General features: G+C 34.9%; 14 protein-coding genes. 9 read left to right on the top strand and 5 right to left on the bottom strand.

The window, feature by feature from the left end; all coding sequences use genetic code 11:
• Positions 1–80 precede the first annotated feature (80 nt).
• Positions 81–263 carry a hypothetical protein gene (locus C1726_RS22595; RefSeq protein WP_102275214.1) on the top strand — a complete coding sequence of 61 codons (183 nt, stop codon included), beginning with the start codon at positions 81–83 and terminating at the stop codon, positions 261–263.
• Between the two features lie 44 nt (positions 264–307).
• Here the strand turns inward: C1726_RS22595 and C1726_RS22600 are convergent, their stop codons facing one another.
• Positions 308–1,207, bottom strand: coding sequence for a helix-turn-helix domain-containing protein (locus C1726_RS22600; RefSeq protein ID WP_102275215.1), 900 nt, complete (start codon positions 1,205–1,207; stop codon positions 308–310).
• A 677-nt stretch (positions 1,208–1,884) separates the two neighbouring features.
• On the opposite strand from C1726_RS22600, the gene C1726_RS22605 reads away from it, so the two are divergent.
• The 4 genes from C1726_RS22605 to C1726_RS22620 all read left to right on the top strand — a co-directional run bounded on the left by C1726_RS22605 (position 1,885) and on the right by C1726_RS22620 (position 5,639).
• Positions 1,885–2,634, top strand: coding sequence for a glucose 1-dehydrogenase (locus tag C1726_RS22605; RefSeq protein ID WP_102275216.1), 750 nt, complete (start codon positions 1,885–1,887; stop codon positions 2,632–2,634).
• 98 nt (positions 2,635–2,732) lie between these two features.
• Positions 2,733–3,692, top strand: a complete 960-nt coding sequence (gene msrA / locus C1726_RS22610) for a peptide-methionine (S)-S-oxide reductase MsrA (protein WP_102275217.1) — start codon at positions 2,733–2,735, stop codon at positions 3,690–3,692.
• 283 nt (positions 3,693–3,975) lie between these two features.
• On the top strand, positions 3,976–4,476 hold the full coding sequence (locus C1726_RS22615) for an Lrp/AsnC family transcriptional regulator (protein ID WP_102275218.1): 501 nt from the start codon (positions 3,976–3,978) through the stop codon (positions 4,474–4,476).
• Positions 4,476–5,639, top strand: a complete 1,164-nt coding sequence (locus C1726_RS22620) for an aminotransferase (RefSeq protein WP_102275219.1) — start codon at positions 4,476–4,478, stop codon at positions 5,637–5,639. Before C1726_RS22615 ends, C1726_RS22620 begins: the two co-directional genes overlap by 1 nt.
• A 60-nt stretch (positions 5,640–5,699) precedes the next feature.
• Here the strand turns inward: C1726_RS22620 and C1726_RS22625 are convergent, their stop codons facing one another.
• The 4 genes from C1726_RS22625 to C1726_RS22640 all read right to left on the bottom strand — a co-directional run bounded on the left by C1726_RS22625 (position 5,700) and on the right by C1726_RS22640 (position 10,187).
• Complete coding sequence (locus C1726_RS22625) at positions 5,700–7,640, bottom strand: FtsX-like permease family protein (protein WP_102275220.1); 1,941 nt, start codon at positions 7,638–7,640, stop codon at positions 5,700–5,702.
• Complete coding sequence (locus C1726_RS22630) at positions 7,630–8,391, bottom strand: ABC transporter ATP-binding protein (protein WP_102275221.1); 762 nt, start codon at positions 8,389–8,391, stop codon at positions 7,630–7,632. Before C1726_RS22630 ends, C1726_RS22625 begins: the two co-directional genes overlap by 11 nt.
• Before the next feature lie 103 nt (positions 8,392–8,494).
• Positions 8,495–9,499, bottom strand: a complete 1,005-nt coding sequence (locus C1726_RS22635) for a sensor histidine kinase (protein WP_102275222.1) — start codon at positions 9,497–9,499, stop codon at positions 8,495–8,497.
• Positions 9,492–10,187: a response regulator transcription factor gene (locus C1726_RS22640; protein ID WP_102275223.1), complete on the bottom strand. Its 696-nt coding sequence runs from the start codon at positions 10,185–10,187 to the stop codon at positions 9,492–9,494. The genes C1726_RS22635 and C1726_RS22640 overlap by 8 nt, the downstream gene beginning before the upstream one ends.
• A gap of 179 nt (positions 10,188–10,366) precedes the next feature.
• Between C1726_RS22640 and C1726_RS22645 the strand changes: the two genes are divergently transcribed.
• The 4 genes from C1726_RS22645 to C1726_RS22655 all read left to right on the top strand — a co-directional run bounded on the left by C1726_RS22645 (position 10,367) and on the right by C1726_RS22655 (position 13,196).
• Positions 10,367–11,344: a ring-cleaving dioxygenase gene (locus C1726_RS22645; protein WP_102275224.1), complete on the top strand. Its 978-nt coding sequence runs from the start codon at positions 10,367–10,369 to the stop codon at positions 11,342–11,344.
• A 310-nt stretch (positions 11,345–11,654) separates the two neighbouring features.
• Complete coding sequence (locus C1726_RS26830; RefSeq protein WP_268877044.1) at positions 11,655–11,783, top strand: hypothetical protein; 129 nt, start codon at positions 11,655–11,657, stop codon at positions 11,781–11,783.
• Between the two features lie 21 nt (positions 11,784–11,804).
• A complete protein-coding gene (locus C1726_RS22650) occupies positions 11,805–12,560 on the top strand; it encodes a GTP pyrophosphokinase (protein WP_102275225.1) in 756 nt (251 codons plus the stop codon).
• A gap of 24 nt (positions 12,561–12,584) precedes the next feature.
• The gene (locus C1726_RS22655; RefSeq protein WP_102275226.1) at positions 12,585–13,196 is read left to right on the top strand and encodes a TetR/AcrR family transcriptional regulator; all 612 of its coding nucleotides are present in this window, start codon (positions 12,585–12,587) and stop codon (positions 13,194–13,196) included.
• Positions 13,197–13,315 lie beyond the last annotated feature (119 nt).

The raw sequence follows: 13,315 nt of genomic DNA on the forward strand, positions 1-13,315 counted from the left end.
TGTTTTATAACATGCCTTTATTAGAGTATTGATTATACGGAAAGAAACTAGCTGTCTGCTTTTGGAAGGAGCTGGTTGCTATGTATAGGAATAAAAATAAGGGAATCATTATTATTTTATGTGCCATCCTTTTCATTTTTCTAACTGTGATTGTATTCCGCAGTATAACTATTTATATCGTGTATAGTTCTGGTGCTGGTCCCATTGTTATTATTGGAGTACTCCTGCTGGCAATTTTTATTGCATATATTAGAGGGGGATAAGCATATTTAGCTATTATAGCTAAAAGGAAGGGACAATGTTTTTATTATCCCTTTTGTTCTGTTTCTACAAATTCTCCTTTTTTCTTGTTAATCATTTGAACGTATTCTTGTCTTTTTAATAATTGGAAAATAAATAGGGATGTTTTAAATGCATCACTAATTTTTTGTGGATTAGCGCCTAACTCTTCTAAGGATATGCCTTGTTGGTAATATAGCTGACCAGCCATTGATATATCTTCATTTTCTAAGGAAAGCTGAATTCCTAATTCAGCATGGATGAGCGAAAGCTTGAAATCCTGCTGTAAAAAGTATAACTTTGCCAAATTATAATGAATTTTTATTTGAAAAAGATAATGCTGTTTAAGAAAATCATGATAGGATAGTATGGTATTATATTGCTGCAGACTTTTTTGAAACATCTTATTTTCTGCGTAAATAATCGCCAGGCTGTTTTGAATTTTGAAATCTATAAAGTCTTGTCCAAATAAAGGATGATTGCTGTCTAATAAATCTTCAAGCATAGTTACTGCTTTTTGCCAATCGATCTTTTTTAAATAATAGCTAGAAATGGTATACACCCATTTAATTAATTGATCGAATTTGTAACCTAAATTCCTGGTAGACTGTTTTAATTCATTCGCGGTAATTTCAAACGTTTCCTTGTAGTCCTTTCTTTTCATTAAATCTTCAAGTATACGTTCAGTCTCTTGGATATAGCCTTGTGCATCATTCAATAGAATTTTATAAAAGTAATCTAAGCTTACCTTTAATCGAATCGAGAGAATGTATAATATATCAACGCTTGGATATCCTCTTCCAGCTTCAATTCCGCTAATGGTTGCTTGCGTGCAAATCCCTTCTGCAAGCTGAGCTTGCGACAAATTATTTGTCTTCCTCAATCTTTTAATTTCTTCACCTAATGCTTTAGCATTTAAAACGATCATTTTCTCACCATTATATAAAAAATTTTATAATATTTTAGAAATAACTATCATTTCCAACTATTATTATAGCATACCCCTTTAAACAGCCTAGGATTGAGAATGCAACAAAATATGAAATCTTTTAGAATAAGGTTATAAATTAAAGGATAGGGTGATGAAAAATGAAAAAATTAGTAGCAGTTTTATTATTAGCAGGGATTTTATTTGCACAGGTTGGTGGATCTGCACCTGCTGTTAGCGCGGCTGGAGAGGATGTTACATTACCGTTCGAACATTGATCAATTAAATGTCAATATCCAAGGCAATTCTGCTTTGGATATTGACATTTTTTATAAGGTAAAGACATCTGATAAAAAAGGTAAAAGAATAGATTAACAAGTTATACATGCAACCCTGGTTATTGGGCATCCTTTTTAAAGGTGGGGATGGTTTGGTGTCCTTAGGCAATAAGGTTAAATATAATGAAGATATATATATTATTGTTCATATTTATGAATCCGGATTTGTAGAAATAAAAGATGTCAAACATCTTTGTAATGTAGAATTGGTTTCTATTTCAGATATTAAAATAATTGAATAATAGATTTAAGAAGTACTCATAAAAAGAATGAGTACTTTTTCTTTTTTTACTAAAAATGCAATAATTATATAAATATAATTGGAAAGGGGCTACAGGAATGGAATTCAGTGAAAAAGTCATTGTAATAACAGGAGCAGCAAATGGGATTGGAAAGGGACTGGCTTCTGCTTATGCTAAAAAAGGGGCTAAAATTGTTGCTGCTGATATGGATGAGAAGGCCGGTAAGAAAATTGTGGAAGAAATAAACAACCTTAAAGGAAGGGCTATTTTTGTTCAGACCGATGTTCGGAAAGAAGCTGAGATCATTCGATTAATGCAAAAAGCGAAAGAGGAGTTTGGGCAAATTGATATCCTTATAAACAATGCGGGCATTTCCAGATGGAAATCATTGTATGAAATAACTGCTGATGAATGGGATGATATTCTTCACACAAATCTCCGCAGTGTATTTCTTTGTTCAAGAGAAGCAGCAAAGTATATGAGAGAGAATACAACTGGCGGGGCCATCGTCAATCTTGCTTCCACTCGTTCATTAATGTCCGAACCGAATTCAGAAGCTTATGCTGCCTCAAAAGGCGGAATCGTTTCCTTAACACATGCCTTGGCAATTTCATTAAGCAATGACAGAATAACTGTTAATGCCGTCTCCCCAGGATGGATAGAAACAGGCAATTATTACGACTTAAGAAAAGTTGACCATGAACAGCATCCATCTATGCGAGTTGGAAAACCAGATGATATTGCAAGAGCATGCTTTTATTTAACAGCATCAGATAATAATTTTGTAACCGGTGTGAATCTGGTTGTTGATGGAGGAATGACAAGGAAAATGATTTATGAAGAATAAAATAGCTTCATCTTTGTTTTTCTTTTAGATATAGTGGTAATCTTAGAATATATATTTGAGTAGTAATTATACTTTGTTGAGTAAGGAGTCGGATAAAAGTGTCAAATCATTATGAAAAAGCAACATTTGCTGGAGGATGTTTTTGGTGTATGGTAGCGCCATTTGATGAGCAGCCAGGGATAAAAGAAGTAATATCTGGCTATACAGGTGGGCATACTGAAAATCCTACCTATGAAGAAGTTTGTTCAGATACAACAGGTCATTATGAGGCAGTCCAGATTACTTTTGACCCAAATATATTCCAGTACAAAAAGCTGCTTGAGCTTTTTTGGCAGCAAATTGATCCAACTGACGCAGGCGGCCAGTTTAATGACCGTGGTCTATCATATCGAACAGCCATTTTTTACCATAATGAAAATCAAAAACAAATAGCTGAAGCTTCAAAAGAAGAGCTTGCAGCAAGCGGGCGCTTCCTGAAGCCAATTGTTACGGAAATTCTGCCTGCGTCTCCATTTTACAGAGCAGAAGAAAAGCATCAGCATTATTATAAAAAGAACGCTTTCCACTACAACATGTATAAAGAAGGTTCTGGACGTGCACCTTTTATTCGCAAAAACTGGAAAAAAACAAAAAGCGATGAACAGCTGAGAAAAGAATTAACTGAAATTCAATATGAAGTGACAAGAAATAATGCAACAGAGCCGCCATTTAGAAATGAATTTTGGAATCATACAGATGAGGGAATATATGTAGATATTATCTCTGGAGAACCGTTATTCAGCTCTAAGGATAAGTATGATGCTGGCTGTGGGTGGCCGAGCTTTACAAAGTCACTGCGCAATTCGGAAATCGAAGAGAAGCTGGATACTTCACATGGCATGCGCCGTATCGAAGTTCGTTCGAAAACATCAGACTCTCATTTAGGTCATGTTTTTGATGATGGTCCAGGACCATTTTATTCCCGTTATTGCATTAACTCTGCAGCTCTTCGATTTGTTTCAAAAGATAAGCTGGTGGAAGAGGGCTATGGAGAATATATGAGTTTGTTTGAAAACTAAAAATTATATGCAGTTTGTTATAGCGCTTATCTCCTTTGTATTCGATGGGGATTAGCGCTATTTTTTATTAGGAAGATATGATCGCTGCAGATATTAAAATGGATAATCCTTAATTGCTACTGTTGCTTAGCTCCTCCATATAAATAATAGAACTATTCATATCTCTTCTAAAAATGAAGATACTGTAAAAAAAGGACGGTTATTTTATGGAAATGGATTCTATTCGAATCCGTTCGTATTTGATATAATAAGACGTATTTTTAAGGAATATGGAGGTTCAACAATGAAGCTGACAGATAAAGAATTGGAAATTGTTGAGATTTTGGAAAAAGACGCGCGCATACATACGGACGATCTTGCAAAAATGGTCCAATTAAGCTTAATGGAAACAAAAGAGATCATCAAGAAGCTGGAAGAACAAAAGGTAATTGTTAAATACACGTCAGTGATAGATTGGGGGAAAGTAGAAGACCATTCAGGCTTAACCGCTATGATAGATGTAAAGGTAACACCTAAGCGTGGAGTAGGCTTTGATGAAATAGCTGAAAGAATTTACCGTTATAAAGAAGTAAAGTCTGTTTATTTAATGTCAGGTGCCTATGATTTATCCGTCGAAATTGAAGGGAAATCCATGAATGAAGTTGCGAATTTTGTTTCACAAAAACTCTCAACTCTTGACTCTGTCATCTCCACAACTACTCATTTTATTTTGAAAAAATATAAGCATGATGGCACCATTTTTGAATCAGATGACGATGACAAACGAATTGTGGTGTCCCCATAATGAAGAAAAACTATTTATCAAGAAAAGCTCAAGAATTAAAACCTTCAGGCATTCGCCGGTTCTTTGATTTAGCTGCTGGTATGAAAGGCGTCGTTTCACTAGGCGTAGGTGAGCCTGATTTTGTCACCCCATGGACAGTAAGGGAGGCAGCCATTCTCTCTATTGAACAAGGCTATACTTCCTATTCGGCAAATGCTGGTTTGCTAGAGCTAAGGAAAGAAATTGCAGGCTATATGCAAAGGCAATTTAATGTAATGTATTCTCCAAGTTCAGAAATTATTGTAACAGTCGGCGCCAGTCAGGCGATTGATATTGCGATGCGGACCATTCTAGATCCTGGCGATGAAGTTATTATCATTGAACCATGCTTTGTCTCATATTCACCGATGGTTGACATGGCAGGTGGTGTCCCAGTTCATGTTCAGGCTTTAAAAGAGAACGATTTCAAAATATTGCCCTCCCAATTAGAAAAGGCAATAACAGAAAAGACAAAAGCCATCATGCTCTGTTCGCCTAATAATCCAACTGGGTCCATGCTGAATAAAAAGGAACTTGAAGAAATTGCAGAGATTGCGGGTAAATATGACTTACTTGTCATAGCTGATGAAATCTATGCAGAGCTTGTATACGATGAGGAGTACACAAGTCTTGCTTTGATCAATGGAATGCGAGAAAGAACAATATTAATATCAGGTTTTTCAAAAGGATTTGCAATGACAGGCTGGCGTCTTGGATTTGTCTGTGCACCAGAAGAGATTACTCAAGCTATGCTGAAAATTCATCAATATGCGATTATGTGTGCACCAACAATGGCCCAATTTGCAGCTATTGAAGCATTGAAAAATGGACGTTCAGATGTAGATGAAATGGTGAAAAGCTATCGCCGCAGACGCAACTATATTGTTCAGTCATTTAATGATATGGGCTTAACCTGCCATACACCGGGTGGAGCCTTTTATGCATTTCCTTCAATTGAGTCCACTGGTCTTAGCTCGGAGGAGTTTGCAGAACGGCTATTATTAGAAGAAAGTGTAGCTGTAGTACCTGGAAATGTCTTTGGTGGAAGTGGGGAAGGGCATATTCGATGTTCTTATGCAACTTCTATGGAGCAGCTGCAGGAAGCGGTCAAACGGATGAAACGATTTATTGAAAAAATAAGCTAAAAAAGAAAAAGCGCTTGCTTTCCTCCTATTTTTCTAGAGGGAACAAGCGTTTTTGTCTAATTATAAAGCATCTTTAATTACTTTCTTGGAATATAACACAGAAAGGATGCCGAATATCGAATATAATGCTGTATAAAGAACCATGACAATAATCATTGGAGTCCATACCTCGGACCCAAATAAAAACCACCCAGATTGAACTGCAAAATAACTGTGCATTAACCCGATAACAAGAGGAATGCCGAAATTAAAGAATTGTTTTGCTTGAATTCCTTTCAATAGATCACCTTGTGTAAATCCAAGCTTTCTTAAAATTGTATAATTTGGTTTCTCATCTTCACTCTCATCCATTTGCTTGAAATAGAGAATACAGCCGGATGTAATCAGGAAAGTTAACCCTAAAAATCCTACAATGAACATGATGAGTCCCATATTTATTTTTTGATTCAAGCTCATTTCTAATTGGGAATCAGCTCGGTCAGTAAAATTGATATTTTGGAAAAGCTTATTTGCCTTTTCAAGGTTTTCGTCGTTGTTCAGATTGATGCCAATATACAAATTTGATTTCAGTTGGATTTCTGGATTCAGATCATTTTTCATTCGTTCAAATATGGATTCATCCACAATTGCAACAGGCAAGCCGCCACCAGTGAAATAATAGGGAACAATAAAATCTTTATTCAAGCCTATAAATTTTTGGGGGATTTTTTCAGACTTCCCTAGGAGAGTGATGTTACCAGAATCTTTAAGTGTCATGAATTTTTCTAATAAATCATTATAGCCAGTAAATAGTGTTTCATTTGACGATAAATCCAGCTCATCAATTTCATTGTCACTAACAACGGGAATCTGCATGATATCTGGATTAAAATTCATCCCTTCCATGTTAAAATCGGCTATATTCTTAATATTAGCTCCAATCTGAATGACTTCAATCGCTTTCTCTGTATATTTAATCTGATTTTCATTCAATGCTAATTTAAATTGTTCTGCATCCTGCTTGTTTGTTAAGGCAAAATGAGATGGAACATTGTTCTCAGCATTTTTTTCAGCAGAGTAATAGGATATAAAGCTTAATGATAGTAAACCGATGGCAAGGGCTGACACTGTCGTAATGATCGTTAATAATAGGGCATTCGATCTCATTCTGAACATAATGGTTGATAGGGACAATACTTCATTAATATTTAAATAGCCGTCTTTCTTTTTTCGAATGAGATTAAAAATAAAACTGACGGACCCTTTATAAAATAAATACGTCCCAATAATGACTGATCCAAGAATGAAGAGCATAGCAAGAAGCAGCTCAATCATCGTTGTAAAATCCCCGCCAAATAGCTTAGAGGAAATATAATAGCCCATAACTATTAAAGCAATTCCTACTATTCCAATGAAAATTTCAAAAATGGACAGTTTCTTCACTTTTCCTTCAGTTTTTGAGTTGACCCTGAATAAAGAAAGGATGGTTTGCCTTTTTATAAATAAATAGTTCATCAGCATGATGAGAAGATAGATCGCAACGAAAACGACAACTGTCTGGACAAGCGCCTTTATAGAAAATTGAAGGGAAGCAATGCCTTCAATGCCTGTAATTTTTAATAATATCATAATGATTAATTTTGATACTGAAAACCCTAAAAGGATTCCAAGTATTAATGATCCAGAATATAGAATCATGTTCTCTAAAGTAAGAATCCGAAAGATTTTCCCTTTCGTCATCCCGATTAATTGAAATAATCCAACTTCTTTGCTGCGCCTTTTAATAAAGATCGTATTAGCATATAAAAGAAAGATTGTGACAATCGCGATGAGCAAGACCGTTGCCGCACGGATGGCTGCAGCACCCTTCATAGATCCTTTTGTTTCTGTCATGGCTGGATCATATTGTAATGTGACAAACGCGAAATATAAGGCAACACTAAAGATAAGGGCAAAGACGTAAAGATAATAGTTCTTAAGATTTTTCTTCAGATTGCGGATGATCAGATGATTAATGCTCATTTTGCACACCGCCAAGTATTGCCTGTGTTTTCATGATGTCATTGAAGAAGCTTTGCCTAGTTTCTTCTCCTTTATTTAATTGTGTATAAATTTGCCCATCCTTAATAAAAATAACGCGATTGCAATAGCTTGCTGCAACAGGGTCATGAGTAACCATAATAATGGTTGCTTCTCTCTTCTTATTCAATTCACTTAGTTTGTTTAATAAATCAGATGCTGATTTAGAGTCAAGTGCGCCAGTTGGCTCATCTGCGAAAATAATGCTTGGTTCATGGATAAAGGCTCTTGCCGCTGAAGTCCGCTGCTTTTGTCCGCCGGAGATTTCGTTTGGATACTTATCCTTTAACTCTAAAATGCCTAAATCTGTTGCGACCTCATTAAATTTTTTATCTGCATCTTTTTTTGATATTTTTCGAATGGAAAGCGGTAATAAAATATTTTCTTTTACTGTTAGCGTATCAAGCAAATTATAATCTTGAAAGATAAATCCTAAATAGTGCTTCCGAAAGATAGCTAGCTGTTTTTCCTTCATGCTTGTCATTTCTTTTCCTTCAATCGTGATTGAACCTGAGCTTGCTTTATCAATGGAGGAAAGCACATTTAGCAAGGTGGTTTTACCTGAGCCTGATGCGCCCATAATACTGACAAACTCTCCTTTGTCGATTTTTACATCGATTCCCTTTAAAACCTCTTGTTTATTAAATTTATTTCCATAGCTTTTATGGATTTTACTCGCTTCAAGAATATTCATGTTCTTCTCCTTTAATAGTGAAATTCTATCTTAATTATAGATCTCTTCATTTACCAATTCCTTCGATTGTCCGAACAAATAATAAGAGCATGTGACAATTTTGTCACATGCCTGTTATGTTTACAAATTCATTCTTTTTCGGAAAAATAAGCGTAAAGGTTGTTCCGGTGCTAAGCTTCGATTGGACATTGATACGTATATGCAGTGACTCTGCCGCTTTTTTGGACAAATATAGTCCCATACCAGTTGCGGAAGTATCATGATGATTGGCAGTTGAGGTAAATCCTTTATCAAAAATACGCGAAATGTCCTTCTGATCGATGCCTCGGCCATAGTCTTTTATTTCAAGCTTCGTTTGCCCATCCTGCTGATAGCTTTTAATAATAATATCAGATGAATCACTATATTTCACCGCATTTGTTAACAGCTGGCGGATAATGAAACTAAGCCATTTCGCATCTGTAAGCACAGATTCTGCATCTAAATCAATTTCAAAACCAATGCCCTTTTGCATACACCAGGATTGTAATGTTTTAATCTCCCTGATTAAAAGTTCTTCAAGATTTGTTTGTTCGATATATAAATCATTTTTAATAAAGGGGATCCGCTTTTGATGAAGCTGCTGATCAAGTAAAAAATGAATCCGAAGCCATTCGTAAGTCATCTGAGACTTCAGCATTTTATTTTCCAACCGATCAATCATTAAATGTATGGCTGTTAGCGGTGTTTTTACCTCATGAATCCATGAAAGCAGGTCATCCTTTTCTTGCTCAAGCAAAAGCAGATTTTGTTCTGATTCATTTTTTAATCGCTTTACATGATTTGTGATGCTATTTTCAATGATCCATTCAAAGGGGCTTTCCGGCTCTGGTATGCTTGAAACATCAAAATCATCTTCACGTTCATCTAAGCTTTTATAAAAGCGAGATTCTATTTGATAACGAATAGTAACAAATACGATAAAAATAATAAATGATAAAAAGACATAATATTGGACGGATCGGAAGGAAGCTGCAGAATCTACATAACCGATGATGAGCGCAAGCATTTGGAGAGAAACAAAAAAAAGGATCCAGCTGCGCCTTTCTTTGAGATAGGTTCTAATCATGGTAATTGTCCACTTCAATTGCTATATACCCTTGTCCGACTTTCGTTTCAATATAGCAGCCTAATCCAATTTCATCCAATTTTTTCCGTAAACGATTGACATTAACAGTTAATGTATTATCGCTAATAAAACGTTCATCATCCCATAGGCTTGATATAAGTTCTTCACGGCTTACGATTTGATTTTTTCTATCAATAAGCAATTTTAATATAAAGATTTCATTTTTTGTCAATTCCACTATTCCAGCGTCATTTGTAACTGTATTTTTCTCAAAATCAATCTTTGCATCATACCAGGTTTTTAATTTATTCACCGTTGTACTGTAATTATAGACACGGCGGAGAATCGCCTGTACCTTCGCAACAAGAACATCAAAATGAAAAGGCTTCTGAATAAAATCATCAGCGCCAAGCTGCATGGACATCACCATATCAGTTGGATGATCACGTGATGAAAGAAAAATAATCGGAACGTTGGAATGTGTTCGAATCATGCGGCACCAATGAAACCCATCGAATTTCGGCAATTGAATATCGATAATGACTAAATCAGGATCCACAGCTGTAAATTCATGAATTACCTTACTAAAATCTTGAATACCGTATACATCATACGACCACCCAGTTAATCGTTCTTTCACTTCATTAAATAAAGTACGATCATCTTCTATCAATAACAATTTAAACATTGCAAACACCACACTTTTTCTTAGTACCTACATTGATTGTAAAGGAAAATCTTGCTAAGTGCTACAAGTGAAAGGTAAGGATAGGAAGAGAACTTTACATTGAATATATTTCATGTTATATTTATCTCGAATTAAAAATATATTAATTAAGTGTATTTTGATAAATGGAGGAAATAAAAATGAATGGATTAAAGGGAATACACCATGTAACAGCCATTACAAGCAGTGCAGAGAAAAATTATGAGTTTTTCACCTATGTATTAGGAATGCGATTAGTAAAGAAAACTGTCAACCAGGATGATATTCAGACTTATCATTTATTTTTTGCAGATGATAAGGGAAATGCTGGTACAGATATGACCTTCTTCGATTTTCCCGGAATTCCAAAAGGAGTACACGGAACGAATGAAATTTCTAAAACGTCTTTCCGAGTTCCAAGTGATGCGGCACTAGATTATTGGGTAAAGCGTTTTGATCGGTTAGATGTAAAGCATACAGGAATAAAAGAACAATTTGGCAAGAATACCCTTTCGTTTGTAGATTTTGATGACCAGCACTATCAGCTAATCTCTGATGAGAAAAATGTAGGGGTAGAATCTGGAATCCCATGGCAAAAAGGTCCGATTCCATTAGAGTATGCAATTACAGGATTAGGTCCCATCTTTATTCGGGTAGCTAACTTTGATTTCTTTAAGGGAATGATGGAAAAAGTGCTATTATTTAAAGAAATTGATCAAAAAGGATCGTTTCATTTGTTTGAGGTTGGAGAAGGAGGAAATGGTGCACAGGTTATTGTAGAGTACAATACCATTCTCCCTCAAGCAAGACAAGGCTTCGGCACAGTGCACCACGCTGCATTTAGAGTTGAAGACCGCTCCGTTTTGGAAGAATGGATTGAACGAATGGATAGCTTTGGATTCCATACTTCTGGCTACGTTGATCGTTTCTTTTTCGCATCTCTTTATGCAAGAGTAGCACCACAAATACTTTTTGAATTTGCTACAGATGGTCCGGGATTTATGGGGGATGAACCCTATGAAACATTAGGAGAGAAACTATCACTGCCCCCATTCCTTGAACATAAACGAGAACAAATTGAAAACCTAGTTCGCCCGATTAATACGGTTAGAAGTACAATTGAATTTGCGAAAGAATAAGTAAGATACCTTACTATGCATTTATTTGTGTAGTAAGGTTTTTTATTCAGTTAAAAGAAAGTGTCATTTGCCTATGTTATGTAAGGGGAAATAAGAGTTGATGGTAACAAGAGGTTGGCACATGTACCCATATTAAATGGAGGAAGGTATTTTATAATAACAAGAGTTGGCGACATGTGCCTAAGAGAAGATAGAATTGTAAGACATACTCACAAGTGACAACGTGTCATAAAATGATTGACATGCGACATGGTGTCATATAAAATAAAAATATAAGATGACACGTTGTCATATTGGAGTGAAGCCAACAATGGAAATTGAAAAATTAAAGAAGCTCATTAATGAGTTAAAAACAAAAGGTGTAAATGCTTCTTTATGTAAAAGACCAGCAATCATTCAAAAACCAATGAATAATCCAATACCTGCCATTGGTCGTTGAACACATGTAAAGGAGATAAATATGGAGGATAAGACACCAAGCAATTTAATGCAATTAAAGTCATTAAAAACAGAACTCATACGTTTCATGATGTCATATAAATTTGCACTAGATGAAATGAATACGAAAATTGACATATTAAAACAAGAATTCCAATATATTCACGACTATAATCCGATTGAACATGTGAAATCGAGGATTAAATCTCCGGAAAGTATTTTAAAAAAGATTCAGAGGAAAGGATATGAGCTTTCCTTGCCGTCAATTAGAGAAAATATTAGGGATATTGCGGCTATTCGTATCACTTGTTCTTTCATTTCTGATATTTATGAAATTAGTAAGATGCTACAGAATCAAAAAGATATAACGGTTATAGATTGTAAAGATTATATCAAAAATCCTAAACCGAATGGATATCAAAGTCTTCATCTAATCTTACAAATACCAATTTTTATGTCCGATCGAGAGGATCATATTTATGTAGAAATACAAATCCGTACAATCGCCATGGATTTCTGGGCAAGCTTAGAGCATAAAATTTACTACAAATATAATAAAGAAGTCCCGCAAAAGATAAAAGATGATCTGCTAGAAGCAGCAATGACTGCTACACAATTGGATAAGAAAATGGAAGGCATTCATAAAGAAATGAATAAAATCAAGGAGCTTATGAATTTTGAGGAAGATATGAATGAACTATCAATCAATAATGAAAGATTCCGTCTCCCTGCGGACTTTTTATTGCCGATTATGAAAAAGGCCAATTTAATTGAATAATTTGTAGGATAGGAAGCGAGCAAATTGCCAAAAATTACGTTTTTTAACTTACCCAAAGATAAGAAGGAAACATTAATCCAAGCAGCAAAAAAGGAATTTTCCAGGGTCCCTTTATACGATGCTTCGATTACGAATATTATAAAGGAAGCTGGAATCCCTCGCGGCAGCTTTTATCAATATTTCGAAGACAAGGAAGACGCTTTTTTCTTTTTATTAAATGAATTAATGAAAGAAAATAAATTTAATTTTATCCACCTTTTAAGCAGCAATAATGGAGATCTCTTCGAAACAATGATTGAATTTTTTCGAATTATTATTTCTGAAGAAGAAAATTTCAATTTCTTAAAAAACACATTTCTGAATATGACTCATCGAATCGAAAGCAATTTTTCAAGGAGCTTTAGTCCGAATGAAAGAAATGAAAACTTTGAGAAGTTCAGTTCATTAATTAATAAATCTACATTAAATATTTCAGATGAAAGTGAATTATTCCATATCCTGCAAATTATTGCAGCAGTCACATTCAGAAATTTCGTCGACAAATTTGCCCGGGATCTTTCTATTGAAGAAGCGATGAATACGTATTTAATAGAAATGAACTTGTTAAAGAAAGGACTTTATCGAGATACTAAATAGTATTTTTATTGTGCTTGTCCAAATGATTTCCTTTTGGACAAGCACAATTTATTTTTTTTCATAAAAATTGCTTAGCATTAATTTAATCTTGACTGGGAAAATAGGATATGTTATTTAAT

Origin of the sequence: Cytobacillus massiliigabonensis (assembly GCF_900199725.1) — a bacterium.
In the GTDB taxonomy this organism is placed as follows: Bacteria; Bacillota; Bacilli; order Bacillales; family Cytobacillaceae; genus Cytobacillus; species Cytobacillus massiliigabonensis.